Genomic DNA, 26,547 nt, shown 5'->3' with positions numbered 1-26,547 from the left:
ATGTTAAATCAAGTAAAATACATTTTGCCTGAATAAATTTATGTAATCGGTAATGCTTTTGCATCAATATTTAAAATTACGATTATGAAACCATCTAAAACCTTACTCCTTTTCCCTTTATTACTGGTTGTATTTTTTGTTCGTGCGCAAATGCCTGTGTTAAAAGTGCAACAGGCGGTAACTGCTGATCAAAAAGATGTTGTTAAACTTAAAAAGCTAAATATTGATGTGCAGATTACAGGAAATGTGGCCACAACGGTGATGACGATGACCTTTCATAATAGCAGTAATCGTATTTTAGAAGGTGAGCTCACATTTCCAATGCCAGAAGGTGTTAGCATAAGCCGTTACGCTTTGGATATTAATGGGAAAATGCGAGAAGCCGTTCCGGTAGAAAAAGCTAAGGCAACAGAGGTTTTCGAAAGTATTGAGCGGCGGAGAGTTGATCCGGGTTTGCTGGAGAAGGTAGAGGGAAATAATTTCCGCACCAGAATTTATCCGCTACCGGCCAATGGTAGCAGAACCATAATTGTTGGTTATGAAGAAGAACTGAGATTTAATAATAACCATGCTTTAAAATACCATTTACCACTCGATTACAACCAGGCAATCGAAAACTTTACGCTAAAAACGACTGTTTTCGAGAGCGTTATGAAGCCAGAGCTTGGCGAACAGCCCGATGGCAGCTTCGATTTAAAGGCTAATGGGAATACCTATGTTGGAGAGATCAATAAAACTAATTATCAACCTAAAAACGGACTGACAATTAATCTGCCAAAACGAAATGATCTAACTGAGGTGCAAATGCAAAAAGCATCAACCGGGTATTATTTTTTGGTGAATGTTTTTCCTAAAACCGAAAGCCGGAAAAAACAGTGGAGTAATCAAATAGGTTTAATATGGGATGTTTCTTTAAGTGGCCTTCAGCGCAATACCGAGAAAGAAATAGAACTGTTAGATTTGATTATTAAACAAAAACAAAATTTAACCATACAGTTAGGCTTAGTTAATAATGGTTTTAAAAAGGCTGGCACTTTTGTTATCTCGAATGGTAACTGGACACAGTTAAAAGATAAACTGAAGAATCTTGTATATGATGGAGGAACAAATTTCAGTGCTATAAACACCAAAAGTCTGCAGGCCGATGAATATATTTTATTTACCGATGGGTTATCTACATTCGGGAAAAATACGGTTAGTTTAAATAAACCTGTGCATTGTATCAATTCAGCCCTTAAGGCAGATTATAGTACATTGAAATTTATCAGTATGAAAACTGGTGGGCAATTTGTAAACCTCAATTCCACTTCAGTTGCCGAGGCATTTAAACAATTGAACCAGCAAAATCTTCAGTTTTTAGGGATTAAAAACGGAGCAGATGTAAGGCAGACTTATCCCTCGATGAAAGTAAATGTAAATGGACATTTCTCTTTAGCCGGTATTATGAATGAGTTTAATACCCAATTTACGTTACAGTTTGGTTTTGGAAATACGGTTGTTTCAGAACAAGTTGTTCGATTAAACGCCACTGAACATACTTTAAGCAGTATTGATGTTAGCCGTGTTTGGGCACAGAAGAAGATTGCCGAAATGGATATTCAATATGAAGATAATAAGGATGGTATTAGTGTTCTGAGCAAACAGTTTGGTATAGTTACCCGCAATACCAGCCTCATTGTATTAGAAAACCTTGATGATTATTTGCGTTATGATATTGCACCTCCTATTGAATTGCAACAGGCCTATAATGCGGTTTTAAAGCAGCGAAGAGCCGCTATTTTAGAGCGTAAACAAGATTTGATCAATGCGGCGGTAGTTATGACCAAAGATTTAAAAAACTGGTGGAATACTGATTTTTACTATAAAGCACAAGGAAAGACGAAAGAGAGATACCCTGATCCGGAACAAAGGGATGCGCATGGAGATCCTGGTGCTAATATTGTAATGGCCGAACCTGCCAGAGAGAGCCGGAGAAGAGAAGTTGCGAAAGCGGCTGAAATGGTCGTTCCATCTTTGCCACAAGCGGTAGCTCTTGCCCCTGCTACCGGGGCTGCAAGAATGGATAAAGAAACGAATCAACTAAATGAAGTGGTCGTTGTCGGTTATGCCACTCAACAAAAAAGTGCTGTTACCGGATCGGTCACAACCATTAGGGGGACTGCTTCAAGTGGTTTTCTTGAGGGCAAAGCTGCAGGGGTTCAAGTGTCAAAAACCACGCCGGCTCCCCAACAACCAGCTATCATGATCCCCGAATTCAAAAGTGATAAGGATTATATGAAAAATCTGGTTGGAAAACCAGATAGTGCTTATCAGGCTTATTTAAAAATGCGTTCTGGTTACATGAGTACACCAATGTTTTATTTCGATGTGGCCAATTGGTTTTATCAACAGAAAGATAGTGTTAGGGCGCTGACCATTTTAAGTAATATTGCCGATCTGGAGTTGGAAAATGCTGATCTGTACAAAACACTGGCTTACAAATTAAAACAAACGGGTAATTATAAGGATGAGATTTTTATCACCCAAAAAGTTTTGCAGTGGCGACCAATGGATGCTCAAAGTTATCGCGATTATGCGCTGGCACTGGCAGACAATGGGCAGTACCAAGCCGCACTTGATAATTTGTATAAAGTGCTTACGCAAAGTTATAACAGCCAGATTGCGGATAGAGATCAAGGAATCGAGGAGATTGTGATATCCGAAATCAATAACTTGATAGCAAAGCATGGCAATAACCTAAGTACCAAAGAGATTGATAAAAGGTTAATCCAGCCATTACCTGTAGATGTACGCGTAGTGTTAAACTGGAATAAAAATGATACTGATATCGATCTATGGCTAACCGATCCAACTGGTGAAAAAGGATTTTATGGAAATTCGAGAACAAAAATAGGCGGGAGGATTAGCAACGATTTTACTTCAGGTTATGGCCCCGAACAGTTTATGATCAAGAAGGCTATTAAGGGAAAGTATAAAATCGAAGTGAATTATTATGGCGATAGGCAGATTAATATTAGCGGACCAACAACCGTAACCGCCGAGATATATACCCGATATGCGACAGATAAACAACAAAGAAAGGTAATTGTACTACCATTGGCTGCTGGAAGTGGTGGCGGAAATTTTGTTGGGGAGTTTAATTTTTAAGGGGATTACACCGATTAAAAGGTTTCACAGATTTGAGTTGTCAACTTTAATAGCCAAGCCGCTAGAAAGTTGACAACGCTGTGTTATTCCAAAATCGTAGTTTTCGAACAAAAGCGTTAGCGTATATGGCGAAGAACTTCTTTAAGAAAGTGTTTATAGCAATAAGCCCGCTACCTCTTCCCAGCTATTAACGCGCTCGTATTCGGTTATTAACAAATTATGAGGAGAGGTAAATAACAATGGCCTGCCTGCAAAATTCACAAAGTTTTTAATGCGGTCGTCTATTATAATATCAACATTGACGATTTTATTTCCGCAGAACATGATATGTTGCCAATCGATGAAAGGAAAATGTTCGGTCATCCAGTCGTACTTATCAACCAATGAGTTACGGAACTCCATTGCTGCCGAAACAATGTAAACATCATATTTTTCTTGTAAAGCTTTAATTACCCGTTGGCTATCTGCAATAACTTCAAGATCGCGAAAAAAACCGGGTTCATTTATATATTCGAACCATTTCTGGTTAATAGCTTGTGGAACATGGTGGTAGATTTCGTTTCCGGCATCAATTTTTAAATCCAAAGGAATGTTAAAGTCTCGATTATATAGTTTAATAAATTTTCCAAGGGCATCGGCAATCACCTCGTCCATATCAATCGCAATTCTCTCCATTTTGTATCTGCAAATATTTTGGCGTAAATATCCTGAAAACAAAGAAATTAAACTATGTTTTTAATTTACAGTATTTTAGTTATCTTTGCAGCCCCGCAGCATGAAGCTCCGGGAACTATGTTGAATACATAAATACAAAAAGAAATGGCAACTAAAATCAGATTGCAAAGATTCGGTAAAAAAGGAAAACCTTTTTTCCACGTTGTGGTAGCAGATTCTCGCGCTCCACGTGATGGTAAATTTATTGAGCGTTTAGGTTCTTATAACCCAAATACCAATCCTGCTACCATCGAAATTAACTTCGAAAAAACTTTAGCTTGGGTTAACAGTGGTGCAGAACCAACTGATACTGCTCGTGCTATCCTTTCTTACAAAGGTGTTTTATACAAAAAACACTTAGAAGGTGGTGTTAAAAAAGGAGCTTTAACTCAAGAACAAGCAGATGAAAAATTTGCAGCTTGGTTAGATGCTAAAGCAGGTAAAATTTCTGGTAAATCAGAAAGTTTAGCTAGTTCTAAAGCAGATGCACGTAAAGCAGCATTAGCAGCAGAAGCTAAGAAAAAAGAAGATAAAGCAGCAGCTATCGCAGCTAAAAATGCACCAGTTGCAGAAGAGGTTGTGGAAGAAGAAGTTACTGAAGAAGCACCAGCTGTTGAAGCTGAAGCAACTGAAGAGGCTCCTGCAGCAGAAGCTACTAAAGAAGAAGGAGCAGAATAATTTTAATTATTTTGTTTCATAAAATAGCGTTTCGGATATTCGGAACGCTATTTTTATTTAAAAGATATTATTATTTACAGTTCGTCATGCTGTCCCGATGTTATATCGGAATCAACATCTTTCTTGTCATAGATCCTGAAATAAATTCAGGATGACGTTACTTTTAAGGGCACATTAGTCGCAATGAAACACGAAGAAGCATTTTATATTGGTTACGTTACCAAAACAAGGGGTTTAAAGGGAGAAGTTCAGGTATTTTTCGAATTTGATGAATACGAACAACTCGAATTTGATGTGGTATTTGCCGATATGAACGGTAAGCTTGTTCCCTACTTTGTGGCATCGGCAAAACTGCAGGCTAATAAAACAGGTTACTTTAATTTTGATGATGCTGATCATATCGATAAAGTACAGCCACTATTAAAAAAGAAATTATACCTGCCCCTATCGCAAATGCCCGAACGCGAAGAAGGAGAATTTTTCTATACCGATTTTAAAGGTTATTTAGCAATAGATGAAACTTTGGGAGAATTGGGCGAAATTTTGGAAGTAAACGAATATCCGCAGCAATTTGTGGCTACAGTGATGTATAAAGAAACCGAAATCCTGTTCCCGCTAAATGAAGACTTTATTGTAGAATACGATGAGGATGAAAAAACATTAAACCTCGATTTACCTGAAGGATTGCTTGACGTTTATTTAGCGCAATAGTAGCTTTAACAAGAAACTTTTTTTCCGGTTTTTCGTTCTATCTGTTATGAGGTATTTACTTATCATCGCAGTAATTCTTTTTTCTGGCTGCAATCAAACCAAACAAAATGATCAGGCCGGAAATAAAAACGCTTTTAATAAAGCACAAAAGATAACCCAAAAAGATTCGATCCAAAAAGTTGCTACCCTAGTATTAAAGGCTTTAAAAGCAAAAGATTACAGTCGTTTTACTTCCTACTTCCACCCTGCTGAAGGTGTGCGCTTTTCTCCTTACGGTTTTATAGATTTTACACATAAACAAATCCTGGCCAAAGATTTTTTAGAAGCCATTGATAAACATTGGATATTAACCTGGGGGCATTTCGATGGATCAGGAGAAGCAATTAAGCTAAGGGTTAAACCTTACATCGATCGTTATATTTACAATGCCGATTATTTGGCTGCAGAGAAAAAAGACTACGATTCTTTTATCGGTAATGGCAATTCTATCAATAATCTCAAAGAGATTTATCCTCAACTTCATTTTACGGAATATTATTTCAGTGGTTTTGATCAAAAATATAATGGTTTAGACTGGAGCAGTTTGAGGCTTGTTTTTAAAAAATATCAGAATAATTATTATTTAGTTGCTGTAATACACGATCAGTGGACAGCTTAGAAACAGCAAAATTCTATTTCGGACTAAAGACTAAAGACTTACCTTTGCAGCATGCGTTTCGATATTATAACAGTTTTGCCCGCTTTACTAGAAAGTCCGTTTGCTCATTCTATTTTGCAACGTGCACAAAAAAAAGGCATTGCCGAAATTGTTGTGCATAACCTGAGGGATTATGCTATCAACAAACAAAAAAGTGTAGACGATTATCAATATGGCGGAGGTAGTGGTATGGTAATGAGTATTGAGCCTTTTGCGGCTTGTATCGAAAAACTTCAGGCAGAAAGAGAGTATGATGAGATTATTTTCATGAGCCCCGACGGTGTTACTTTAAACCAGAGCACAGCCAACGAACTCTCTATTAAAAAGAACATCATTATTTTGTGTGGCCATTACAAAGGCATAGATCAGCGTATACGGGATATCTTTGTAACCAGAGAGATATCGGTGGGCGATTATGTTTTGAGTGGAGGAGAGCTGCCTGCTGCGATTGTGGTAGATGCTGTTGTGCGTTTAATCCCAGGTGTTTTAAATGATGAAACTTCGGCCCTATCCGATAGTTTTCAGGGAGAGCTGCTTGATGCGCCAGTTTATACCCGCCCGGCAGACTGGCGTGGACATAAAGTGCCCGATGTTTTATTAAGCGGCCATGAGGCTAAAGTGAACGAATGGAGGCATGAACAGGCCTTGGAGCGAACTAAAACGCGTCGCCCTGATCTTTTGGAATAGAAGCATTTAGCTCAATCGAATGTGGAATTCATAAAGATTGTGGAAAAAATTAAAATAGGTTTTTTTATATGAAAAAAAATCCCTAATATTGCAATCCGATTTTCAAGGTAAAGAAAGTTGGTTTAATAGCTTAAAATCATGGATTTAGTAAAATTTGTTGAAGAGCAGGCCATCGCGAAAAAAGATTTTCCTGCGTTCAAGTCTGGCGATACAGTGAGCGTACACTATAAAATTCGCGAAGGTAATAAAGAACGTGTTCAAATTTACCAAGGTGTTGTGATACAACGTAACAGTGCAGGTGCTAACGAAACCTTCACCGTTCGTAAAATGAGCAACGGCGTTGGTGTTGAGCGTATTTTCCCTTTTAGTTCTCCAAACATTGAGAAAGTAGAAGTGAATAGCTATGGTAAAGTTCGTAGAGCGAAATTGTTCTATTTACGTGCTTTAACTGGTAAAGCTGCTCGTATCAAATCTTTGAGAAAATAATATTCTTTATTATAAGATATAGCCTTCACGATTAATTTCGTGGAGGTTTTTTTGTTTGTACCTTTATCAAATGTTAAATTCTGCTTTTTTCGACCAAGTTTTTTGGGGTAACACCGTAAAAGCCTATTTCCTTTTCGGAGGGATACTTTTTTTAGGCTTAGTTTTTAAGAACATTGTTTCTAAGCTGTTAAGCAGGTTGCTGTTTAAGCTTTTCAGAAACTTTTCCAATCAATCGCATAACGATGCTTTTGTTGCCTTACTGCTAAAACCCATTGAGGTTTTTATCCTGTTAACTACGCTTTACCTTTCCATTAACCAGTTAAAACACCCGTTAGAGGTGGCTATATTTCATTACAGCAAATTAATCGGCAAGGTTAAAGAGTTAATCCCAGTAACCATCGGCGATTGTATCGACCGGATATTTTTGTTTGGGATCATCCTATCTATTTTTTGGATTATTTTAAGGATAATCGACTTCATTAGCCATGTGCTTCTGTATAAAGCTTCGCTTACTGATAACAAGGCCGACGATCAACTGGTTCCTTTCTTAAAGGAGCTTTTTAAAACGATCGTAATCTTTATCGGGTTTTTCACCCTCCTTGGTTTTGTTTTCGAAGTTAATGTTTTAACGCTGATTACCGGCTTGGGTATTGGTGGTATTGCCATTGCTCTGGCCGCTAAAGAGAGCTTAGAGAACTTAATAGGCTCATTCACCATCTTTTTAGATAAACCTTTTACTGTTGGCGACCTGGTAAAGGTTGATGGTGTGGAAGGTACAGTTGAAAAGGTAGGTTTTAGGAGTACAAGAATCAGAACTTCCGAAAAAACCATGGCTACCCTGCCCAATAGGGGTATGATTGATGGGGTTTTAGAAAACCTTTCGTTACGGAATTCGCGTAAGGTATCATTTGTGATTGGGCTTACCTACGAAACCAATTCCGATTCATTAAGAAAAATTATTTCCGAAATACAGGATTATATTAACCAACATCAGGGCACCAGTGACGATGGAAATGCCTCTTTTAAAAGCTTTGGCGATTCTGGTTTGAATGTGGAAGTTAACTATTTTGTAACTGTACTTGAATATGCTGAATTCCTTAAAATCAGGCAGGAAATCAATCTCGAAATTATGGATATCGTTATTCGCAACAAATCAGATTTTGCTTATCCAACGCAACGTTTAATCAGCGACAAGCCAACTCAGGCAGGTAATCATGAAGAGGTGGGTAATGATGCTATGGATTAGATGGAGTCTGTTGCTAGCTTCCGTGGTCTGTGTCTCACAGATGGCAAAAGTGGAGTAACCGAGACAATTTGCTGTTCTTTTTTGGAAAGCAAGGGCATAGCTACTATTGAGGTTTGTTCCTGCTATTCACTTCAAGTCTCCACTGCGTTTCGAGCTTTCCGTTACTATCAGGTTTATTTGGCAGCCTTTGTGTTTCAAATCTTTTCAAATGCCCTAGTCTGAGTACCCACAGACCATCGGGCTAATTCTTATTTGTGATATAACAAAAAAGCCGCCCCGATTTTATATCGTGACGGCTTGTCTATATTTATGATATACGACCTTAGCTTAAGATAGCTAATGTAGTTATTCCGCCTTTTACAACCTGGTTAAGTTCTACATTCACTTTTGTGCCTACTGGTAAAAATACATCAACCCTTGATCCGAATTTAATAAAACCAAATTGTTCGGTTTGTACAACTTGATCTCCTTCTTTTACATACCATACAATTCTACGTGCCAATGCACCAGCAATTTGACGGAATAATATAGACGTGCCGCTTTTATGTTCGACAACGGTTGTAGTACGTTCGTTTTCTGTTGAAGATTTTGGATTCCAAGCGGCAAGATATTTTCCTGGGTGATATTTGAAGAACTTAACCACTCCCGAAATCGGGTTACGGTTAATGTGAACATTTATAGGCGACATAAAAATCGAAACCTGTAAACGTTTATCCTTAAAGTATTCGCCTTCTTCTGTTTCTTCAATTACCACTACTTTCCCATCTGCAGGGCAAATAACCAGGTTTTCGCCGGAAGAAAAGCTGCGGCTCGGGTTGCGGAAAAACTGCAATACAATGATAAATAATGCAGCTGAAAATAGATAAATGAACCAGCGCAACCAGGTGATATCATGATATTTATAATCGACTACTGCGTTGATTACGAAAATAAACAAGATGCTTAAGGCAATGGTGGTGTAGCCTTCTTTATGTATGGTCATTGTTTTAGAAATTATTGGGCAAAGGTGCGAAAAATAAATTAATCCAATCTAAAAATTATGCTCCAGTTGCTCTATAAATATCTGTCAGGTTTCTGCCAAGGCCGTTATAATCCAGTCCATAACCCACAACAAACTCGTTAGGTATTTCAAAACCAACGTATTCTAGCGCTTTAATTTCGTGTTTTAAAGCACTTGGCTTAAGTAAAAGAGAAGCTACTTTAACTGACGCCGGATTTTTTTCATTTATCGTTTTTAAAATATGCGTTAAGGTTAAGCCCGTATCAACAATATCTTCCACAATGATAATATCTCTACCTTCGATGTTATCTGGTAATCCGATCAGTTCTTTTACATTTCCCGAACTTGCTGTTCCCTGGTAAGAAGCTACACGCATAAAAGCAACTTCGCAAGGTACATTAATCTCTTTAATCAAATCTGCCATAAATAGGAAACTTCCATTTAGTATACCAATAAATAGCGGGCATTTACCCTCATAGTCCACATTCATCTGGATGCCTAGCAAACGGATCCTTTTGTTTAGGGTATCATTTTCTAAAAATATCTCGAACTCTTTATCCTCTACTTTTATTTTGTGCATTTTGATGTTAAATAGTTTAAATGTTGGAAAGTTGTAAACTGCTAACCGCCAATTAAAAACTGGTTTCGGCTAATTATATATTGTTTAACGGGTTAATCGTTGGATTAACTAAAAGCTGTAAACTGTCAATTGAAAACTGCCTACTGCTGACTTTTCTCCAGTTCCTTTTGGCGTCTTCGCTCTTCCCTTCGCTCCTGTCTTAATTGTTTTTTGGTTTTAGTAGTATCGGCAGGTGTGGTGGCCTGTTTATTTGTTGTTGTATCTTTTTTAGATCCGCCACCAAAAAGGCGCTCAAAAAAGTTTTTATTTTTATCGTGTACAATTACCACAGGCAAGCCATCCCCGTCGTCGTCAAAAGCAGAGGTATCAACCACAGCAGTATCAGGCGCCAAGTAACGACGGAGTCCTTCTCTCAGGCGAACATTGTAAAAGCCATAACCTGAGGTATCGCTAGGTGTTAAGCCTTTTCTGGCCATAATATTACCCATAAACCTGAAGTAGTTGAACATATAAGGTTTCAGGCTGCCATCAGCCATGAATTTATACATCGATGCTTTTGGTTTAGGTACAATACTGGCCAGAAACAATCCATCTCCAATGGTTAAATCGGCAGGTTGTTTTCCAAAATAATACCGTGATGCTTCCCCAATCCCATAAATATTCTGTCCCAGTTCCATGATGTTGAAATATACCTCCAGCATCCGCTGTTTGCTGATCAAATGGTTATGTTCAATAAGCCAAACGATTAAAATCTCTTCGGCTTTACGGGCCAACGTTTTCTGACGGCTCAAATACACATTTTTAACCAGTTGCATGCTGATGGTACTGCCTCCACGCTTAAATTTCTTTTCCTTAAAATTTACGGCGATCGATTTGCGGATCGATTCTTCAACAAAACCATTATGCGTAAAAAACGAAGGATCTTCTGCTGTTAAAACGGCATTGATAAAATTCTTTGAAATGGCCGATAATGGCGTAAAATTCGGGTTCGATGGGCCAATGGTAATATCACGCATCGGCTTGCCGTACTCGTAAGGTGTATATACAAAAGTATTGTTGATTTTTTGCAGGTTGGTTTTGCCCCACTGCACAATTTTGAAATTAACCGGTGTAAGTGTGGAGTTGAAACGTACGCTATCTGGCACTTTGGTGTCCAGGTAAAAGTTAAGGCTGTATTTAACCTTGCCTTGTACTTTTAATCCCTCAAGCGATTCAAACAAGCCTTGCGGGAAAGCATCTAAAACACCTTGAGCATCCTGCTCTTCGGCATTTAGCTTTAACTCATATATTTTATTTTTTCCTAAAGTATATTTAACAAATGGATGGATCTGTGCATTTTTTAAATAAGCTGTTGAGGTACTGTCTAAGGCAATGTAATTAGGTCCAACTAAAATATCGGCGTCCAGTTTTGCACTTTGGATAATAATATCATTTGAAGCAATTCGAGGTTGATTGATCAACATGTTTTTAACTGACCAAGATCCAGATATCTTATAATCATCGCCACTGTATTTGGCATTTTTTAATTCTGTTTGCAAAGTATCGAAACTAAGCTTGGCATGCAGTTTATTGTTGAGGTAGGGCAATTCCAGCTTTTTTCCATCGGCATATGCCATAAAGTTTAACTCTTTACTGCCAGGATTAACGTAGCCATTAACATGCCAGGTAGATTCGTTATTGTTCACATCAATTGTTGATTTTAAATCGCCGCCATCAATCGTGGCAGTGGTTGCAAAACTCAATTTGGCAGTATCGTGATCGTTTAGTTTAAAAACCATGTTTTTCACATCCATATCGTCAGGAATTTTATATAAAACCTGATTTAAGATGTTACTGGCTATTTCCGGTAAATTGGCTTTTCCATTGGTCTGAGTGCTGTCTTTTTTCTTACGTTTTAAGATGAAATCGATATTTGTTGTCGAATCTTTAAGTACCACGCTTACAAAACCATTGTTCAGTTTTACTTCCGAGAGTTTTACTTTACCAAAAATGAGCGGGAAAAGTTTTACACCAACACTGAGTTCGCTAATATTAGAAAGCGTGTCCCTATCTTTAGGAACAACAGAAATATTGGTCATTTTAACGGTGCTGAGCCCGGTAAAACCTACCGATCCGATTTTAACCTTCAGGTCATAATCTTTATCGGCCTTGGCAATTGCTTTAGCCACCATTTTTTTAAGAAGTGCTTCCCTTTTGCTATAGGCAACCGCACCTAAAGCAATACAAACAACTAAAAAAACACCTAAAACCCAGGCTCCGATTTTTAAATATTTTTTGGGGATCTTAATTTTTGGTATTTGCATATAGTCGTTAAAATGGTTAATTGCTTAAACGTAACAATTAAATGTTTATTTCGTGTTAAAATTACAGTTAAAAAGCCTAAATAAAAGTATTTGTGGCTATGTTTTGTTAATTTTGAATTTAAATTAATACCATGCAGATTAGCCCGCAACAAGTTTTAGATGCGCTTAAAAATGTTGAAGATCCCGATCTTAAAAAAGATCTGGTTACTTTAAACATGATTAAAGATTTACAGATAACAGATAACCAGGTCAATTTTACATTAGAGCTTACTACGCCGGCTTGTCCGATGAAGGAAATGCTAAAAAATGCCTGTACAAATGCCATCAAGCATTTTGTATCGCCAACGGCAGAAGTAATGATCAATGTAACTTCGAGGGTTACTCAGCCAAGTAATTCATCATCATTAGATAACATCAAAAACATTATTTTGGTTTCGTCTGGTAAAGGAGGGGTTGGTAAATCGACTGTGGCGAGTAATCTGGCAGTAGTATTGGCTAAAGATGGTGCTAAAGTTGGCCTTATCGATGCCGATATTTATGGCCCATCGGTACCAACCATGTTCGATCTGGTTGATGCTAAGCCGGGCGCAGAAGAAACTGCTGATGGTAAAACGAAAATTTTACCAATCGAAAAATACGGAATAAAGCTATTGTCCCTAGGTTTTTTTGCAGATCCCGGCCAGCCGGTGCCATGGCGTGGCCCAATGGCATCTAATGCAGTAAAACAATTATTTAACGATACCAATTGGGGAGAGCTGGATTATCTGATTGTAGATCTTCCACCGGGAACAGGCGATATACATATCACCATTACGCAGAGTTTCCCGATTTCGGGAGCGGTTGTGGTTACTACACCGCAACAGGTTGCACTGGCCGATACACATAAAGGTTTGGCAATGTTCAGAATGCCGGGAATCAATATCCCGATTTTAGGTGTTATAGAAAACATGTCGTATTTTACGCCAGCAGAGTTGCCGGAGAATAAATATTATATCTTCGGAAAAGGTGGCGGAACCGAGCTTGCAGCACGTTTTGATGTGCCGTTTTTAGGTGAGATTCCAATTATCCAGAGTATTTCGGAGGCCGGAGATCAAGGGAAACCGGTGGCTTTGAATCAAAATCCTTTGCTGGATGTTATATTTGGAGATATTGCAAGTAAAATTGCACAACAAATATCCATCAATAATGCGCAAATGGTGAATTGCTAAAAAATTACTATTTTTATAAATTAAAATATATATAATGAATTTAACAGAACAAGTAGAACAGGCATTGGAAACTATCAGGCCGTATTTAAAGGCTGATGGAGGTGATGTTTCTGTTGAAGAAATTACATCTGAAGGAACAGTAAAGCTTAAGCTTTTAGGCAACTGTGGTTCTTGCCCGATGAGTTTCATGACTATGAAATCTGGTATCGAACAAGCCATTATGAAAGCCGTTCCTCAGATCACTTCAGTAGTTGCCGTTAACATGGCCGAGCAGGAATAAGCTTTAACACTATTTAACAAGGAAGTTTTATTAATAAAATTACTTTTGTCTTAATGAGATATTGTATTGCCCTGATTTGCTTAATTTTTTCTGTTACCGCTTTTGCACAACAAAAGCCGGCACAGGATAAACTCATCCAATTTTCTGGGATTATTACCGATATTGATAGCTCAAACGTAATACCTTATGTTACCATCACCAATCTTTCTGCCAAGAGTAAAAGGGTTGGTGCCGATTACAGGGGATATTTTACTTTTATTGTTAATCCGGGCGATACCATTTTGTTCACCGCCATTGGTTACAAGAAGTTTTCTACAGTGATTCCAGAAAGTACACCAGACAGCAAGTACACGATTATGGTTAAGTTGAAAGCCAATGTAATCGATTTACCATCGGTACGTGTTTTCCCTTGGGCAACAACAGAAGAGTTTACCCGCGAGTTTTTATCGATGAAACTGGCGGATGATGATATGGCCATCGCCAAAAAAAACCTCTCGCGCTCTTCAATAGATGGTTTAATCCAAACTTTGCCACGTGATGGGCAGGAAATCGGAAGTCAGAATTACCGGTATAATTTTGATAGGATGATTAATAAGAATATGGTGCAAACCAATCCCCTGCTTAATCCTTTCGCCTGGGGCAAGCTGATGCAGCAGATCTTTGATGGCGATAAGAGCCGGAATAATTAGTCGGGAGTCTCAAGTCCAAAGTCCTTAGTCTTGGATGCAGAAGATTAAATGCAATTTAATCATTATCTTAAGTTTATTTTAGTTAACCGTTATCCTGAAATAAATTCAGGATGACGCCCGAGAGCAATTAAGGTTGGTAGGCCTTAAAACAAAAAAAGGGAAAACGTTTCCATTTTCCCTCTTACATCAGAACCTATCTTTTTTTGCTCTTGTTTGGAAACTTCATTTTGTAATCTGTTTTGATATTTCCTTTTGAAATCGCATCCAGTTTGCCTTTAAGCATGGTTTTACGAAGAACACTTACTTTATCAGTAAATAATTTACCTTCAATGTGGTCGTATTCATGTTGGATTACACGTGCTGGCATTCCATCAACATCATCAGTATGCTCTACCCAGTTTTCATCAAAATAAGTAATCTTGATGTTGGGTTTGCGCATAATATTTTCGCGGATATCAGGAATACTTAAGCAGCCTTCGTTGAAACTCCAGGCCTCTCCCGTTTCTTCCAGAATCTCTGCATTGATAAATACTTTCTTATAGCCCGGCGTACCGTCTTCGCCATCACCTGTATCTACAATAAACAAACGTATGGGTAAACCAATTTGAGGGGCAGCTAAGCCTACACCATTTGCATAATACATGGTGTCGAACATATCACTGATCAATTGTTTTAATTCTGGATAATCTTTATCAATATCGGCTCCCACCTTTTTTAAAACAGGATCGCCGTAAGCTACTATTGGTAATTTCATTGTATTATATTTATGTCATCCGCCATTGCGAGGCACGAAGCAATGATGGAAAAGTAAAGCAATGCAAAAGCATTTTTTACAAAAATAAGAATTATTCCTCTATTGGGCAGAAAGTAAAGATATTCAGTTGCTCGATATTTAAAATCTCATCGGTAACTTCTGCCATTTGTTTGGTGGTAACTGCATTTATTTTCTCGAAAACAGTTTCCAGAGAATCGATTTTGTTGTGATCAATCAGGCTTTTTGCCATTGAAATGATTAAACCGATCCTGTTTTCTTCACCCAAAGCAATCTGTCCGATAAATTTGTTTTTGGCTTTTTGAAGCTGTACCTCGTTTAAAGGATGTTCTCTGAGCTTTTTAATCTCCTTAAAAATTAAAGAGAGTGCTTTGGCCTGTTTTTCTTTATCCGTTCCGAAATAAATAGAAAAAATACCGGTATCACTTAAAGGCGAAAAATTAGATTCGATGGTATAAGCAATGCCATATTTTTCTCTGATCTGCAGATTTAATACCGAACTCATACCATTGCCGCCAAAGTAATTATTTAACAGCATTAAAGGCACCTTTTGCAATTGGTGTGTAGAATATGCCTGCGTGCCTAAAATGCAGTGTGCCTGCATAATCGGCTTATAAATAGTAGTATTGCTTTGCGGAAGTATATTGGGTTTTACCCTTACTTTATCTGGATTGTTCTCTTCAACATCAGCAAAATGTTTGCTTCCTTTATTTATAACACTATTTAAGGTATAATTGCCTAGAACTGCCACCACAATTTCGTTGGTGCGGTAATTCGCTTTTCTAAAATTAATTACATCCTCACGGGTAAAATGCTGAACGGATTCGGTTGTGCCTAAAATATTGTTGCCCAAAGCATGGCCAGCGAAAAGCATATCTTCAAAATCATCATTAATAGCTTCTTCGGGTTGATCCAGATAAGAAGAAATTTCATCCAGGATTACACTTTTCTCTTTATCCATTTCCTCTTCGGGAAAAGTAGAATGGAAGAGTATATCATTAAAAAGATCTAATGTTCTATCTAAATATGGATTTAAAAAAGAAGCGTGCACACAGGTATATTCTTTCGTGGTATAGGCATTTAAATCTGCCCCAACACTCTCTAAACGATTTAATATCTGGTTAGTGCTCCGTTTTTCGGTACGCTTAAAAATCAAATGCTCAATAAAGTGTGCTAAACCCGCTTTGCCCTCAGGCTCGTCTCGCGATCCTGCGTTGACGATGATGCATGCGTGAGATATAGCTGAGGCTGAAGGTACGTGCAATAAGCGTATGCCGTTTGGCAAAGTGTGAACATTGTATTCCATTGAGGGGCAAAGATAAGGCTAATTGCTTACAATGACTCGGTATCCGGGTATTGCAATTGTAAAGCGGAAATCAATTTATCTCTGGTTGGCCTTTTAAGTATTAAAAAGATAAAGTTAGCAGCCCCGAATATTAAAAAAAATGAATTACGTGTCATAAAAAAACCAACAATGTTGAAGAGCGCACCACCTTCTAGCATTGCTGCGCTAATGATAAATGCACTTTGATACATGTTGATCTTGGTCTCAGCTGTTGCGTTTTTGTCGATTTTTGCCATTAAGTTTCTGTGAAAAAAGATGCTTGCCGAGATGGTAATCAATCCCATAATTGGAAATATTGGGTTAAAAGGCGAAGTGGTTTTGGGGTTGGCATCAAAAAACATGATTTCACGGTTGAGAAAGATGGTTACTAATGCAAATAGGAAAACGCCGGAGCATAAAGCAAGGTGGATAATCTGGAGTGTTTTTAGTTTGGTGTTCATTGTGGGTAAAATATATGTGATTTGTTAAAGAGCGATCGTCATTCTCGCGCAGGCGGGAATCTTAAAGCCATTGCATTAAGATTCCGAATCAAGTTGGGAATGACGAACCGCATAAAGCTAGCAATGTTATTTCGTTATCCCCTCCAACGAGAATAAAAAAGCCCATCTTAAAGAAACATCTTTTAAATAGTCAAAACGACCAGATGCACCACCATGACCAAATTCCATATTAGTTTTAAGCAGTAAAACATTTTTGTCGGTTTTTGTGGCCCTTAATTTAGCTACCCATTTGGCCGGTTCGAAATACTGCACCTGGCTATCGTGTAAGCCTGTAGTAACTAACATATTTGGGTAAGCTTTTTTCTCTACATTTTCATAAGGGGAATAGCTTTTCATATAATCGTAAGCTGCTTTTTGCTTCGGATTACCCCACTCATCAAACTCATTGGTGGTTAACGGGATACTTTCATCCAGCATGGTATTAATTACATCTACAAAAGGAACATCAGCAATAATACCATTCCATAAACCAGGTGCCATATTGGCCACAGCACCCATCAGTAAACCACCTGCGCTACCTCCGTGTGCATATAAATGGCCTTTTGAGGTATATTTCTGTTCAATTAAATATTCTCCAGCCGAAATAAAATCGGTAAAAGTGTTTTTCTTTTTCATCAGTTTACCATCTTCATACCACTGGCGCCCCATTTCTTGTCCGCCACGAATATTCGCAATAGCGAAAACAAAGCCACGGTTTAATAAGCTCAATCTAGGCGAAGAGAAATTTGCATCTGTACTCGAACCGTAAGATCCGTAAGCATAGAGCAATAAAGGTGCATGGCCATTCTTTTCAAAGCCTTTTTTGTAAACTAAGGCGATCGGTATTTTTGTGCCGTCTTTTGCCGTAGCGAAAATACGTTCCGTTACATAATCTTTTGGATCGTAACCACCAACAACTTCCTGTTGTTTCATCAATTTTTTGTCCTTTTTCTCCAGGTCGTAATCGTAAACAGAATTTGGCGTAGTTAAAGAAGTATACGAATAACGTAATGTTTTACTATTATATTCTGGATTTGCACCAATACCGGCAGCATACACGGGCTCATCGAATTTAAGGTAATAGTCGCTGCCATCCTTTTTTAGTACATGCAGCTCGGTCAAGCCGTTTTTACGTTCTGATAATACCAGGTGATCTTTAAATTCTTCTCCATATTCAAGTAAAACATCTTTACGGTTTGGAATAACCTCTTTCCAGTTTTCTTTTTCTGTTTTATCCAGCGGGCATTGCATTAAACGGAAGTTTTTAGCATTCCAGTTGGTTATGATGTAAAACTTATCATCTACCGTTAAAATATCGTATAATACATCTTTTGAGCGGCGCGAAAATATTTTAAAAGCAGCTTCTGGATGATCGGCGTCAATCATCCTATATTCGGTAGTTAATGTTCCTTGTGATACAATGAAAATAAAACGGCCATTTTTCGATTTCATTACGCCGATATAATTACTGTTGTCTTTTTCATCATAAACAACCACATCCGTTTTAGCATCGGTACCAAGCGTGTGTTTTTTGATTTTTTCGCTTAATAGTGTAACCGGGTTTTTTGAGGTATAAAAAAGCGTTTTATTATCATTGGCCCATGCTACCCCACCTTCGGTATTGGTAATAGCATCCTTTAGCATTTCGCCAGTTTCTAAATTTTTAACATTGATGGTATATTGGCGGCGCGAAACCTGATCTACGCCAAAAGCTAAAAGTTTATTATCGGGACTAACGCTAAATCCTGTTGCGCTGTAGTAGGCATGGCCTTTTGCCAGTTGATCTACATCTAAGAGTATCTCCTCAGCGGCCGATAAGCTCCCCTTTTTACGGCAATATTTAAAATATTGTTGCCCGTCTTCGGTTCTGGTATAATAGAAATAGCCGTTCCTGAAAACAGGTACAGATTCATCTTTTTCCTTAATTCTCCCTTTCATTTCTTTAAACAGGTCAGCCTGGAACTGATCTGTACTTTTCATCATCGTGTTGAGATAGGTATTTTCGGCTTTTAAATAATCGACAACTTTTGTACTGTCAGGACCTTTTTTAAAGTAATCGATCATCCAATAATAATTATCTACTACGGTATCGCCGTGTATAACTCTTTGGTGCGGGATAATTTCTGCTACTGGAGCTTTGGCATCAGGCCACTTAATCGCTTTCATTTCTTTCTTTTGTGGGTTATTGCAAGCCGTAATTGCACTAAGTACGATTAGGCTGGGTAAGATACGTTTCATAGGTGATTTGAATTTAGGTTGAATGCAATTTAAATAATTTAGTTCAATAGTTCAGTTGCCATTAGTTCATTAATTGGCTCAATAGTTCATTTGTAGGTATAATGCAGAAAGAATACCGCATATGATTGAAGATTGATTATTATTCATTGATGTGTGGACTCAAGACTGAGGACTTCCAACTCGGGACTTCTCTTCATTGCCATTTTTGTAAAAATCCATTATGCCTATAGATAATCATCTGAATTAGAAAAATTGATGGTAAATTGCCGCATCAAATTGCTTGAACATAATAATGAAATTAGGGTATAAAAAAATAGTTGTTAAAGTTGGTTCGAATGTAATTACACAAGCGAATGGTTTGCCTGATGAAGCAAGGATTAAACACCTTGTAAATCAACTGGCAGATATAAAAAAACTTGGTATTGAAGTTATTTTGGTATCTTCAGGTGCAGTAGCATCGGGCCGAAGTTTGATTAAGGTATCTGAAAAACAAGATGCTGTAACCACTAGACAACTATTAGCGGCCATTGGTCAGGTTAAACTGATTAATACCTACGCTAATTTTTTTGCCACCCATGAAATTCAGTGTGCACAGGTTTTGGTTACGAAAGAAGATTTCCGTGACCGGGCGCATTATTTAAATATGAAAAATTGCTTACAGATTTTGCTTCAAAATGAGGTAATCCCTGTGGTGAATGAAAATGATGTGGTTTCGGTTACTGAGCTGATGTTTACCGATAATGATGAATTGGCAGGATTAATCGCCTCGATGTTAAATGCTGATGCCTTGATTATTTTATCCAATGTAAACGGCATTTACAACGGCGACCCGAAAATTGAAGGATCGGTTGTTATTGAGGAAATTAATGGTTCGGTTGCTAACCTGGCTTCTTTTATACAAACGGGTAAATCTCAGTTTGGCCGTGGTGGAATGATTACTAAATCAACCATGGCACAAAAAGTGGCTAAACTGGGCATCACAGTCCATATTGCCAACGGGACGAAAGAAGATGTGCTGACTTCTCTATTAAACAATGAATTGGTGCATACACGTTTTGTGCCCGAAAAAAGCAAATCAGGCAAGAAAAAATGGATTGCCCATTCTGAAACCGCGGCAACTGGTGTGGTGAAATTAAATGATGGCGCAAAAGCGGTACTAACCTCAGGTAAAGCAACCAGCTTGTTGCCCGTAGGGATTATCGAAATACAAACCGACTTTTTAAAAGGCGATATTATTAAAATTATCGACGAAAAAAACAACCTGATCGGATTGGGTATTGCAGAATATGGCTCTGATAAAGCCAGAGAAAGAATTGGGCAGAAGAAACAGAAAGCGCTGGTACATTACGATTATTTTTATTCGGCTATTTAAAGGTTTACCGCAAAGGACACAAAGAGAAGACGCAAAAGAACGCAACTAGCTTTGTGTTTCTCTGCGAAAACCTGGCGCTCTTTGCGGTTAATAATTAACAAAATGGATTACAAACAATACTTCGAAAAAGCAAAACAGGCAAGTCGTACTTTGGTTAGCTTAAGCAAAGAAACAACAGATGCTGTCCTAATAGATCTAGCTGCTGCTTTAGTGGCAAACACAGAGAAGATTCTTACTGAAAATGAAAAGGATTTAGCTAAAATGCCTATAGAAGACCCTAAATATGACAGGTTAAAGTTGAGCGCAGCACGTATTGCGGATATTGCGAAAGATCTTGAAAATGTTGCGAGTTTAAGCAGTCCACTGGGTAAAATTCTTTCGGATAAAACGCTGCAGAACCAGCTTCATATACAAAAAGTTAGTGTGCCTTTGGGAGTAGTTGGAGTAATTTACGAGGCACGACCAAATGTTACCGCTGATGTATTTTCACTTTGTTTTAAAACCGGAAATGTTGCTGTGCTAAAAGGAGGCAGTGATGCTGAATTTTCGAATCTGGCTATTGCAAAAGTAATTCATACTGTGTTGCATAAACACGGAATCAGTACAGATGTTTTAACGCTTTTGCCTGCGGAACGGGCAGCAACTGAAGCTTTATTGAATGCAAGAGGTTTTGTAGATGTGCTAATCCCGAGGGGAAGTCAATCCTTAATCAATTATGTTCGCGAAAACAGTAAAATCCCGGTTATTGAAACCGGAGCCGGAATTGTTCATACTTATTTTGATGAGACGGGTGATTTAGAGAAAGGAAAAGCGATTATTTTTAACGCTAAAACCAGGAGGGTGAGTGTTTGCAATTCTTTAGATTGTGTGCTGGTTAACGAAAACAGATTGAATGATCTGCCAGTACTTTTATCCCCTTTGGCTGATGGAAATGTAGAATTATATGCAGATGAAAAAAGCTATGGCGTATTAAAATCTTCTTATCCATCTCACCTATTAAACCAAGCTTCACCTGAACATTTTGGTACCGAGTTTTTATCGTTAAGGCTAGCTGTTAAAATAGTAGCTGATTTAGCTGAGGCACTGAACCACATTGCCGATTATAGCTCTAAACATAGTGAAGCCATTATTTCTGAAGATGCTGCTAATATCGCCCAATTTTTAAATGAAGTAGATGCTGCTGCGGTGTATGCCAATGCCTCTACCGGCTTTACGGATGGTGCACAGTTTGGCCTTGGTGCCGAAATAGGCATTAGTACACAAAAACTTCACGCCCGCGGACCAATGGGACTTGAAGAATTAACCAGTTATAAGTGGGTGGTTAGAGGTGATGGACAAGTGAGGGGTTGATGTTATTGTCATTCTGAATGTAATGAAGAATCCTAAGTTTTGGATTGATCTATGGACTAAAAAACCATGAGCCATAAAACACGAATGAACAATTTAACTTATAATTCAAACGTCGCTCCCCTTTCAGGCACCTCCACGTAAAAACCATCTTCTTGTAATGCCAATGATAAACTTTGCAGGCTTTTATCTTCACCATGCACCAGGAAAACTTTTTTAGGCTGACCGGTTTGTTTAATTGTTTTTACTAAATCGTTATGATCACCATGGCCACTGAGTAGATCGGTTTGGCGGATGGTGGCGTAAACCATCATTTCTCGGTCTTTGATCCGGACAATCGGTGCTCCGCTTAATAGTTTGTAGCCAAGCGTTCCTTTGGCACAATAGCCAATAAAAAGAATGGTGCAGTAATAGTTCTGAATGTTGTAATATAAGTGATCCTGAATCCTTCCGCCTTCCAGCATACCCGCAGATGAAATAATAATACAGGGATCAAAATAATTGGAAACATCTTTACTTTCTTTCATGCTTTGAACATAAGCCAGGTGCTCAAATTCAAACTCATCGCCCATGGTTTGGTAAAAATCTTTCGCTTCCTGGTTTACCAGGTTATGGTGTTTGCGGTAAACCTCGGTAGCTTGTATGGCCATCGGGCTGTCTACAAAAATCTGAATAGGTGGTAATAGTTTTTTGGTGAAAATCTGGTTTAAGGCAAATACCAGCGATTGTGTACGGCCAATACTAAATGCAGGAATAATCAATCGACCAGGGCTTTTAATACAGGCTTCGGTAATCTCCTGAACCAATCTTTCTTCCAGTGTTTGATCTTTGGTGTGCATTCTGCCGCCATAAGTGGCCTCACTTACTACATAGTCTACTTCTGGCAAGGGCTCTGGATTAACCAACACCGGGTAGTTCTCTCTGCCGATATCGCCCGTAAAAGCAATTTTCTTCTCTATGCCATTATCGTTTATGGTTAAAATAGCTGCCGCAGCACCTAATAAATGACCAACAGGCACAAAGGTTAAACTAATATCTCCATTAATCTTAAAGGGCTTATTAAATGCAATGGTTACAAAACGATCGATTGTATCCATTACATGTTTGTGCAGGTACAAAGGTTTTGGCCCGCTGAAGTTACCGCGTTTAGTACGTGGTTTGCGACCTGCTTTTCTTAGGAAAAGTTCAACAGAATCGAATAATAATATCGAAGTAAGATCGGCTGTGGGCGGTGTACAAAGCACCTGGCCTTCAAAACCCAATCGAACCAATGTTGGCAAATTACCAGAGTGATCGATATGGGCATGGGTTAAAATGACCAGGTTTATACTTGCTGGATCGAAGGGGAATTGTTGGTTTTCTTCCTGGTAGGTTTCCTTCTCGTAATCTAATCCACAATCTATCAGTATTTTATAATGCCCAATTTCGAGCAGGTGCATACTGCCTGTTACCTGCTGTGCTGCTCCCCAAAACGTTAACTTCATCTTCTTATCTATCGCGTAAAATCATTAGCCGTAAAGTAATATAATTGACGGGATTTTTAAACAATAAGACGTAATTTTTTAATTATAGTTGATCTGCTTCTCTAACTTTAACCTCAAAAGATTTTTATCTTTGTAAGAAAATATCAGTTATGCAAGAACCTTTTGATATAGAGATAGGGCCGATTAATTATTCAGTTTTTCCGGAAGGGAATGATTCGTATACCATTTTTAAAGATGGAAAGGAGTACATTCAGATCCAGAAAGATACTTCAGCTATCTGGCTGAAAATGGACTATAAAACCGAACTTCCGATTTTTGAGGAAGATGAAGAAGTGAATGCAATTGGACAGGCGATTGAAAATTATGTACCTGAACCTGAAGACGAGGAAGAAGACGAATTATAGCAAGAAATCCTCAACAGCGATTAGTTTCGCCCATCGTTGTTGAGGATTTAAATTTAGGCAAGGAGCTTTAACAACTCTTCTGCAACTTTTTCTGATGAAGCCGGATTTTGTCCGGTAATCAATAAACCATCCACTACAGCATAAGGATTCCAATCGGCTATCTTGCTGTAATGTCCACCATTTTTTATCAACATATCCTCTACTAAAAAAGGTACTACATTTGTTAATTGTACCGCTTCTTCTTCGGTATTGGTAAACCCGGTTACATTTTTTCCATTCACCAGGTATTCGCCATTTACCTTTACATCCTTAAGCACTCCCGGAGCATGACATACAAAAGCAACAGGCTTGTTGGCGGTATAGAATTCGGTAATGAGTTGCTGTGATGTTGCGCTTTCTGCTAAATCCCAAAGTGGTCCGTGGCCTCCTGGATAAAAAACCGCATCATAATCATCCATCACTACATCAGCCAATGGGGTAGTATTCTTTAATTTGGCCAAAAGAACAGTGTCTTTGTCCATTCTTTTCGTCGTTTCGGTTTGAAAAGAAGGATCTTCACTTTTAGGGTCGATTGGTGGCTGACCACCTTTTGGTGAGGCCAAAACAATATCAATACCTTTATCGGCTAAGGCATAATAGGGCGCTGCCAATTCTTCTGACCAAAAACCCGTTTTTAAACCTGTGTTTCCTAATTCGTCGTGGCTAGTAAGCACGAATAAAACTTTCTTATTCATATTTTTATGCTAAGTGTATCACAAAATTAGTGCAGGTGATTCTGGTAGCAAAGGACTTCAATCACAAATTTAATGTGCGCAAAATCACACTTTTGCCGAAAGTCTGCTTAAGGTTTCTCTCGAAATGCCCAGGTATGCTGCAATTATTGTTTTAGAAACCCGTTGCATCAATTGCGGATACTGTTGTGCGAGTTGTTCGAAACGCTCTTTCGGGCTTGTGGTTAAGAGCGATAAAATCCTTTGCTGTAAAGCGACATAGCCCAAACTGTTTTTTATCCTGAAAAAATGCTCCATTTTATGGCTTTCGCTACATAACTGATCTAAATTTTCTTTGCTAATGGAGAGTAGTTCGGAGTTTTCGAGGCAGCTGATGTTGGTAATTGATTTAACATGACCATAAAAAGCCCTGAAATCGGAAAGCCACCAGTTTTCCATCGCAAACTGGATAATATACTCTTTACCATTGGCATCCGTAAATGTGGCCTTTAATAAACCTTTAACTACAAAATAGATATGATTAACAAATTCATCTTCCTGAATCAGATACTGGTGCTTTTTTAGCGTTTTGGGTTTGAAATAAGCTGCTATATGCTCAAACTCCTGGTCGCTAAGGGAAATGATTTCTTCGAGGTGTGTTTTTAATTCAAAACTCATGCTATAAATTTAGCTAAATTAAGCATGAAACTCGTTTTTGATTTCAGAACCAACTAAGGACAAAAAATAAGGCCCGACTGCGAGCCGGGCCTTATTTTTGAATTATTCCTTGTTATCTGGTACAATCGGCAGTCCAGATCTGACTGTCTTTGGCTACCCTGATGGTTAGGTTGCTGGCATCGATGCTAATGCCTGTTAAACCCGAACCGATACTCACATAGCTGTTATCACCTTTCTTTTCAAACTTTACTCCTGTAATATCCGGAATGTTATTACCAAAGTAAAAATTATAGGTCTCTCCAACTTTACTCACGGTTACTTTTCCATCGCTGCTGGTAATGGTATTTTGACCGCTTCGATACGAAACAGAACCTTTGTAGGTGCCCACAAAGAAATCGCGATCTGCGGGATCGGTATCTTTTTTACATGATACCATTACGGTTAATGCTATTAAAAGCATGCTGAAAATTTGAACTGTCTTTTTCATCTCTTTCACTTTTTTTAGTTTTTAAATAGGTAATAAATGTAACAGAGCTATGACAATGACTATGCCAAAGGGTGATTTCTATGCTAGATACAGAAAGCTTAAAAGAGAAATTAAATTTTATTTTCTGTTGGTAACATGCTGCTTAATAGTTGATTGATTGCTGTATTTAGCTATTTGGGACTATGCTTAAGATTAGCTTGAAGTGGGAACAATAATTTGCTAATGCCAAACTCTAAAACTGTTCAGTATACAGGAATTTGCCCGCGGTGTTCCTTCTCTTTTTCAAAATTTGGATTATTTCGGCCTAAGTTCAGGGGTTGGTATTGGGTATAGGGTTTCGCATTGCTTAGTCAGCTAAATATCGGTAAAAATCGTTTACAAATGTTTTTTGTCCATCGCTAAAAATGTTTGTACAATTAAAGTTTAGGATTAATCCTTGAGGTGTTTCGAGCAATTTCATGTAGGTTAATATTTGTGCCTCTGCAATAGGCTCGATAATTTTTGCAGCTTTTATTTCAACAACAAGGCAGTCTTCAATAAGGAGATCACAACGGAGCATTGTCGCAACAACGATATCCTTATAGCTAACTGGCGTAGATATTTCGCTTAAAAACCCCAAGCCTCTAAGTGAAAGTTCATGTTTCATACATTCGTGATAAACACTTTCTAATAAACCGGGGCCAAGCGATTTGTGTATTTCAATGGCTGCCCCAATTACGTTATAGGTTAATTCTCTTAAGCTAGATTTGGTCGTCATAATTTGTTTAAATTTTAATTTGGCTGTATTATAGTGAACAAATAGTTT

Annotated in this window: 26 protein-coding genes; 13 read left to right on the top strand and 13 right to left on the bottom strand. The window is 38.2% G+C overall.

Translation table 11 applies throughout. The features are described from left to right. Nucleotides 1-84: 84 nt before the first annotated feature. On the top strand, nt 85-3,147 hold the full coding sequence (locus FHT21_RS16530; RefSeq protein WP_167295876.1) for a VIT domain-containing protein: 3,063 nt from the start codon (nt 85-87) through the stop codon (nt 3,145-3,147). Nucleotides 3,148-3,300: 153 nt separating this feature from the next. Here FHT21_RS16530 and FHT21_RS16525 read toward each other — a convergent pair whose 3' ends face one another. Further along, entirely contained in the window at nt 3,301-3,822 is a 522-nt protein-coding gene (locus tag FHT21_RS16525; protein ID WP_167295875.1) for a 5'(3')-deoxyribonucleotidase, read from the bottom strand. A 144-nt stretch (nt 3,823-3,966) separates the two neighbouring features. Between FHT21_RS16525 and FHT21_RS16520 the strand changes: the two genes are divergently transcribed. The 6 genes from FHT21_RS16520 to FHT21_RS16495 all read left to right on the top strand — a co-directional run bounded on the left by FHT21_RS16520 (nt 3,967) and on the right by FHT21_RS16495 (nt 8,366). Further along, nucleotides 3,967-4,539, top strand: a complete 573-nt coding sequence (locus FHT21_RS16520) for a 30S ribosomal protein S16 (protein WP_167295874.1) — start codon at nt 3,967-3,969, stop codon at nt 4,537-4,539. A gap of 183 nt (nt 4,540-4,722) precedes the next feature. Continuing rightward, a complete protein-coding gene (rimM, locus tag FHT21_RS16515) occupies nt 4,723-5,250 on the top strand; it encodes a ribosome maturation factor RimM (RefSeq protein ID WP_167295873.1) in 528 nt (175 codons plus the stop codon). A gap of 46 nt (nt 5,251-5,296) precedes the next feature. Further along, nucleotides 5,297-5,908, top strand: a complete 612-nt coding sequence (locus FHT21_RS16510) for a hypothetical protein (RefSeq protein ID WP_167295872.1) — start codon at nt 5,297-5,299, stop codon at nt 5,906-5,908. Nucleotides 5,909-5,959: 51 nt separating this feature from the next. Further along, complete coding sequence (trmD, locus tag FHT21_RS16505) at nt 5,960-6,634, top strand: tRNA (guanosine(37)-N1)-methyltransferase TrmD (protein WP_167295871.1); 675 nt, start codon at nt 5,960-5,962, stop codon at nt 6,632-6,634. A gap of 138 nt (nt 6,635-6,772) precedes the next feature. Then, a complete protein-coding gene (gene rplS / locus FHT21_RS16500; RefSeq protein ID WP_057930964.1) occupies nt 6,773-7,120 on the top strand; it encodes a 50S ribosomal protein L19 in 348 nt (115 codons plus the stop codon). Nucleotides 7,121-7,190: 70 nt separating this feature from the next. Then, complete coding sequence (locus FHT21_RS16495) at nt 7,191-8,366, top strand: mechanosensitive ion channel family protein (RefSeq protein ID WP_167295870.1); 1,176 nt, start codon at nt 7,191-7,193, stop codon at nt 8,364-8,366. A gap of 322 nt (nt 8,367-8,688) precedes the next feature. Here the strand turns inward: FHT21_RS16495 and FHT21_RS16490 are convergent, their stop codons facing one another. The 3 genes from FHT21_RS16490 to FHT21_RS16480 all read right to left on the bottom strand — a co-directional run bounded on the left by FHT21_RS16490 (nt 8,689) and on the right by FHT21_RS16480 (nt 12,249). After that, a complete protein-coding gene (locus FHT21_RS16490; protein WP_167295869.1) occupies nt 8,689-9,348 on the bottom strand; it encodes a phosphatidylserine decarboxylase family protein in 660 nt (219 codons plus the stop codon). Nucleotides 9,349-9,403: 55 nt separating this feature from the next. Then, nucleotides 9,404-9,946, bottom strand: a complete 543-nt coding sequence (gene hpt / locus FHT21_RS16485; protein ID WP_167295868.1) for a hypoxanthine phosphoribosyltransferase — start codon at nt 9,944-9,946, stop codon at nt 9,404-9,406. A 140-nt stretch (nt 9,947-10,086) separates the two neighbouring features. Then, complete coding sequence (locus FHT21_RS16480) at nt 10,087-12,249, bottom strand: biosynthetic peptidoglycan transglycosylase (protein WP_167295867.1); 2,163 nt, start codon at nt 12,247-12,249, stop codon at nt 10,087-10,089. Nucleotides 12,250-12,380: 131 nt separating this feature from the next. On the opposite strand from FHT21_RS16480, the gene FHT21_RS16475 reads away from it, so the two are divergent. Genes FHT21_RS16475 through FHT21_RS16465 form a run of 3 tightly spaced genes read left to right on the top strand, consistent with a single transcriptional unit; the run spans nt 12,381 to nt 14,426 of the window. Then, nucleotides 12,381-13,457 (top strand): Mrp/NBP35 family ATP-binding protein, encoded by a 1,077-nt coding sequence (locus FHT21_RS16475; RefSeq protein ID WP_167295866.1) that lies wholly within the window; start codon nt 12,381-12,383, stop codon nt 13,455-13,457. A 34-nt stretch (nt 13,458-13,491) separates the two neighbouring features. Next, on the top strand, nt 13,492-13,737 hold the full coding sequence (locus tag FHT21_RS16470; RefSeq protein WP_025141622.1) for a NifU family protein: 246 nt from the start codon (nt 13,492-13,494) through the stop codon (nt 13,735-13,737). Nucleotides 13,738-13,790: 53 nt separating this feature from the next. After that, nucleotides 13,791-14,426, top strand: coding sequence for a carboxypeptidase-like regulatory domain-containing protein (locus tag FHT21_RS16465; protein WP_167295865.1), 636 nt, complete (start codon nt 13,791-13,793; stop codon nt 14,424-14,426). A 193-nt stretch (nt 14,427-14,619) separates the two neighbouring features. Here FHT21_RS16465 and def read toward each other — a convergent pair whose 3' ends face one another. The 4 genes from def to FHT21_RS16445 form a co-directional block, all read right to left on the bottom strand. Then, on the bottom strand, nt 14,620-15,180 hold the full coding sequence (def, locus tag FHT21_RS16460; protein WP_167295864.1) for a peptide deformylase: 561 nt from the start codon (nt 15,178-15,180) through the stop codon (nt 14,620-14,622). 91 nt (nt 15,181-15,271) lie between these two features. Further along, a complete protein-coding gene (locus tag FHT21_RS16455) occupies nt 15,272-16,504 on the bottom strand; it encodes a pitrilysin family protein (protein ID WP_167295863.1) in 1,233 nt (410 codons plus the stop codon). A 26-nt stretch (nt 16,505-16,530) separates the two neighbouring features. Beyond that, nucleotides 16,531-16,983, bottom strand: coding sequence for a hypothetical protein (locus tag FHT21_RS16450; RefSeq protein WP_167295862.1), 453 nt, complete (start codon nt 16,981-16,983; stop codon nt 16,531-16,533). Between the two features lie 126 nt (nt 16,984-17,109). Then, nucleotides 17,110-19,260: a S9 family peptidase gene (locus FHT21_RS16445; protein WP_167295861.1), complete on the bottom strand. Its 2,151-nt coding sequence runs from the start codon at nt 19,258-19,260 to the stop codon at nt 17,110-17,112. 292 nt (nt 19,261-19,552) lie between these two features. Here FHT21_RS16445 and proB point away from each other — a divergent pair, with 292 nt between their 5' ends. Next, on the top strand, nt 19,553-20,632 hold the full coding sequence (gene proB, locus FHT21_RS16440; protein WP_167295860.1) for a glutamate 5-kinase: 1,080 nt from the start codon (nt 19,553-19,555) through the stop codon (nt 20,630-20,632). A 102-nt stretch (nt 20,633-20,734) separates the two neighbouring features. Then, on the top strand, nt 20,735-21,982 hold the full coding sequence (locus tag FHT21_RS16435) for a glutamate-5-semialdehyde dehydrogenase (protein WP_167295859.1): 1,248 nt from the start codon (nt 20,735-20,737) through the stop codon (nt 21,980-21,982). A gap of 98 nt (nt 21,983-22,080) precedes the next feature. On the opposite strand, the gene FHT21_RS16430 is transcribed toward FHT21_RS16435, so the two are convergent. Continuing rightward, nucleotides 22,081-23,463 carry an MBL fold metallo-hydrolase gene (locus tag FHT21_RS16430; RefSeq protein ID WP_167295858.1) on the bottom strand — a complete coding sequence of 461 codons (1,383 nt, stop codon included), beginning with the start codon at nt 23,461-23,463 and terminating at the stop codon, nt 22,081-22,083. 149 nt (nt 23,464-23,612) lie between these two features. On the opposite strand from FHT21_RS16430, the gene FHT21_RS16425 reads away from it, so the two are divergent. Beyond that, nucleotides 23,613-23,867 (top strand): hypothetical protein, encoded by a 255-nt coding sequence (locus tag FHT21_RS16425; protein ID WP_167295857.1) that lies wholly within the window; start codon nt 23,613-23,615, stop codon nt 23,865-23,867. A gap of 53 nt (nt 23,868-23,920) precedes the next feature. Here the strand turns inward: FHT21_RS16425 and FHT21_RS16420 are convergent, their stop codons facing one another. The 4 genes from FHT21_RS16420 to FHT21_RS16405 all read right to left on the bottom strand — a co-directional run bounded on the left by FHT21_RS16420 (nt 23,921) and on the right by FHT21_RS16405 (nt 26,499). Then, nucleotides 23,921-24,601 carry a type 1 glutamine amidotransferase domain-containing protein gene (locus FHT21_RS16420; protein WP_167295856.1) on the bottom strand — a complete coding sequence of 227 codons (681 nt, stop codon included), beginning with the start codon at nt 24,599-24,601 and terminating at the stop codon, nt 23,921-23,923. Nucleotides 24,602-24,685: 84 nt separating this feature from the next. Beyond that, a complete protein-coding gene (locus FHT21_RS16415; RefSeq protein WP_167295855.1) occupies nt 24,686-25,255 on the bottom strand; it encodes a Crp/Fnr family transcriptional regulator in 570 nt (189 codons plus the stop codon). Between the two features lie 112 nt (nt 25,256-25,367). Then, nucleotides 25,368-25,742 carry a hypothetical protein gene (locus tag FHT21_RS16410; protein WP_167295854.1) on the bottom strand — a complete coding sequence of 125 codons (375 nt, stop codon included), beginning with the start codon at nt 25,740-25,742 and terminating at the stop codon, nt 25,368-25,370. Nucleotides 25,743-26,088: 346 nt separating this feature from the next. Further along, entirely contained in the window at nt 26,089-26,499 is a 411-nt protein-coding gene (locus FHT21_RS16405; protein WP_208398974.1) for a GxxExxY protein, read from the bottom strand. Between the last annotated feature and the right edge of the window lie 48 nt (nt 26,500-26,547).

Source organism: Pedobacter sp. SG908 (assembly GCF_011759615.1).
In the GTDB taxonomy this organism is placed as follows: domain Bacteria; phylum Bacteroidota; class Bacteroidia; order Sphingobacteriales; family Sphingobacteriaceae; genus Pedobacter; species Pedobacter riviphilus.
Note: the sequence above shows the minus strand (reverse complement) of the source record. Positions and strands in the feature narration are given on the sequence as shown.

Bases quoted from the DNA above. Each gene is read 5' to 3' on its own strand.
- FHT21_RS16445 (WP_167295861.1), bottom strand. From the start codon at position 19,260: ATGAAACGTATCTTACCCAGCCTAATCGTACTTAGTGCAATTACGGCT.
- FHT21_RS16490 (WP_167295869.1), bottom strand. From the start codon at position 9,348: ATGACCATACATAAAGAAGGCTACACCACCATTGCCTTAAGCATCTTG.
- FHT21_RS16410 (WP_167295854.1), bottom strand. From the start codon at position 25,742: ATGAAAAAGACAGTTCAAATTTTCAGCATGCTTTTAATAGCATTAACC.
- proB (WP_167295860.1), top strand. From the start codon at position 19,553: ATGAAATTAGGGTATAAAAAAATAGTTGTTAAAGTTGGTTCGAATGTA.
- FHT21_RS16430 (WP_167295858.1), bottom strand. From the start codon at position 23,463: ATGAAGTTAACGTTTTGGGGAGCAGCACAGCAGGTAACAGGCAGTATG.
- FHT21_RS16510 (WP_167295872.1), top strand. From the start codon at position 5,297: ATGAGGTATTTACTTATCATCGCAGTAATTCTTTTTTCTGGCTGCAAT.
- rimM (WP_167295873.1), top strand. From the start codon at position 4,723: ATGAAACACGAAGAAGCATTTTATATTGGTTACGTTACCAAAACAAGG.
- FHT21_RS16475 (WP_167295866.1), top strand. From the start codon at position 12,381: ATGCAGATTAGCCCGCAACAAGTTTTAGATGCGCTTAAAAATGTTGAA.
- trmD (WP_167295871.1), top strand. From the start codon at position 5,960: ATGCGTTTCGATATTATAACAGTTTTGCCCGCTTTACTAGAAAGTCCG.
- FHT21_RS16425 (WP_167295857.1), top strand. From the start codon at position 23,613: ATGCAAGAACCTTTTGATATAGAGATAGGGCCGATTAATTATTCAGTT.
- FHT21_RS16465 (WP_167295865.1), top strand. From the start codon at position 13,791: ATGAGATATTGTATTGCCCTGATTTGCTTAATTTTTTCTGTTACCGCT.
- FHT21_RS16520 (WP_167295874.1), top strand. From the start codon at position 3,967: ATGGCAACTAAAATCAGATTGCAAAGATTCGGTAAAAAAGGAAAACCT.
- FHT21_RS16405 (WP_208398974.1), bottom strand. From the start codon at position 26,499: ATGACGACCAAATCTAGCTTAAGAGAATTAACCTATAACGTAATTGGG.
- FHT21_RS16525 (WP_167295875.1), bottom strand. From the start codon at position 3,822: ATGGAGAGAATTGCGATTGATATGGACGAGGTGATTGCCGATGCCCTT.
- FHT21_RS16435 (WP_167295859.1), top strand. From the start codon at position 20,735: ATGGATTACAAACAATACTTCGAAAAAGCAAAACAGGCAAGTCGTACT.
- FHT21_RS16480 (WP_167295867.1), bottom strand. From the start codon at position 12,249: ATGCAAATACCAAAAATTAAGATCCCCAAAAAATATTTAAAAATCGGA.
- hpt (WP_167295868.1), bottom strand. From the start codon at position 9,946: ATGCACAAAATAAAAGTAGAGGATAAAGAGTTCGAGATATTTTTAGAA.
- FHT21_RS16530 (WP_167295876.1), top strand. From the start codon at position 85: ATGAAACCATCTAAAACCTTACTCCTTTTCCCTTTATTACTGGTTGTA.
- rplS (WP_057930964.1), top strand. From the start codon at position 6,773: ATGGATTTAGTAAAATTTGTTGAAGAGCAGGCCATCGCGAAAAAAGAT.
- FHT21_RS16470 (WP_025141622.1), top strand. From the start codon at position 13,492: ATGAATTTAACAGAACAAGTAGAACAGGCATTGGAAACTATCAGGCCG.
- FHT21_RS16455 (WP_167295863.1), bottom strand. From the start codon at position 16,504: ATGGAATACAATGTTCACACTTTGCCAAACGGCATACGCTTATTGCAC.
- def (WP_167295864.1), bottom strand. From the start codon at position 15,180: ATGAAATTACCAATAGTAGCTTACGGCGATCCTGTTTTAAAAAAGGTG.
- FHT21_RS16450 (WP_167295862.1), bottom strand. From the start codon at position 16,983: ATGAACACCAAACTAAAAACACTCCAGATTATCCACCTTGCTTTATGC.
- FHT21_RS16495 (WP_167295870.1), top strand. From the start codon at position 7,191: ATGTTAAATTCTGCTTTTTTCGACCAAGTTTTTTGGGGTAACACCGTA.
- FHT21_RS16420 (WP_167295856.1), bottom strand. From the start codon at position 24,601: ATGAATAAGAAAGTTTTATTCGTGCTTACTAGCCACGACGAATTAGGA.
- FHT21_RS16415 (WP_167295855.1), bottom strand. From the start codon at position 25,255: ATGAGTTTTGAATTAAAAACACACCTCGAAGAAATCATTTCCCTTAGC.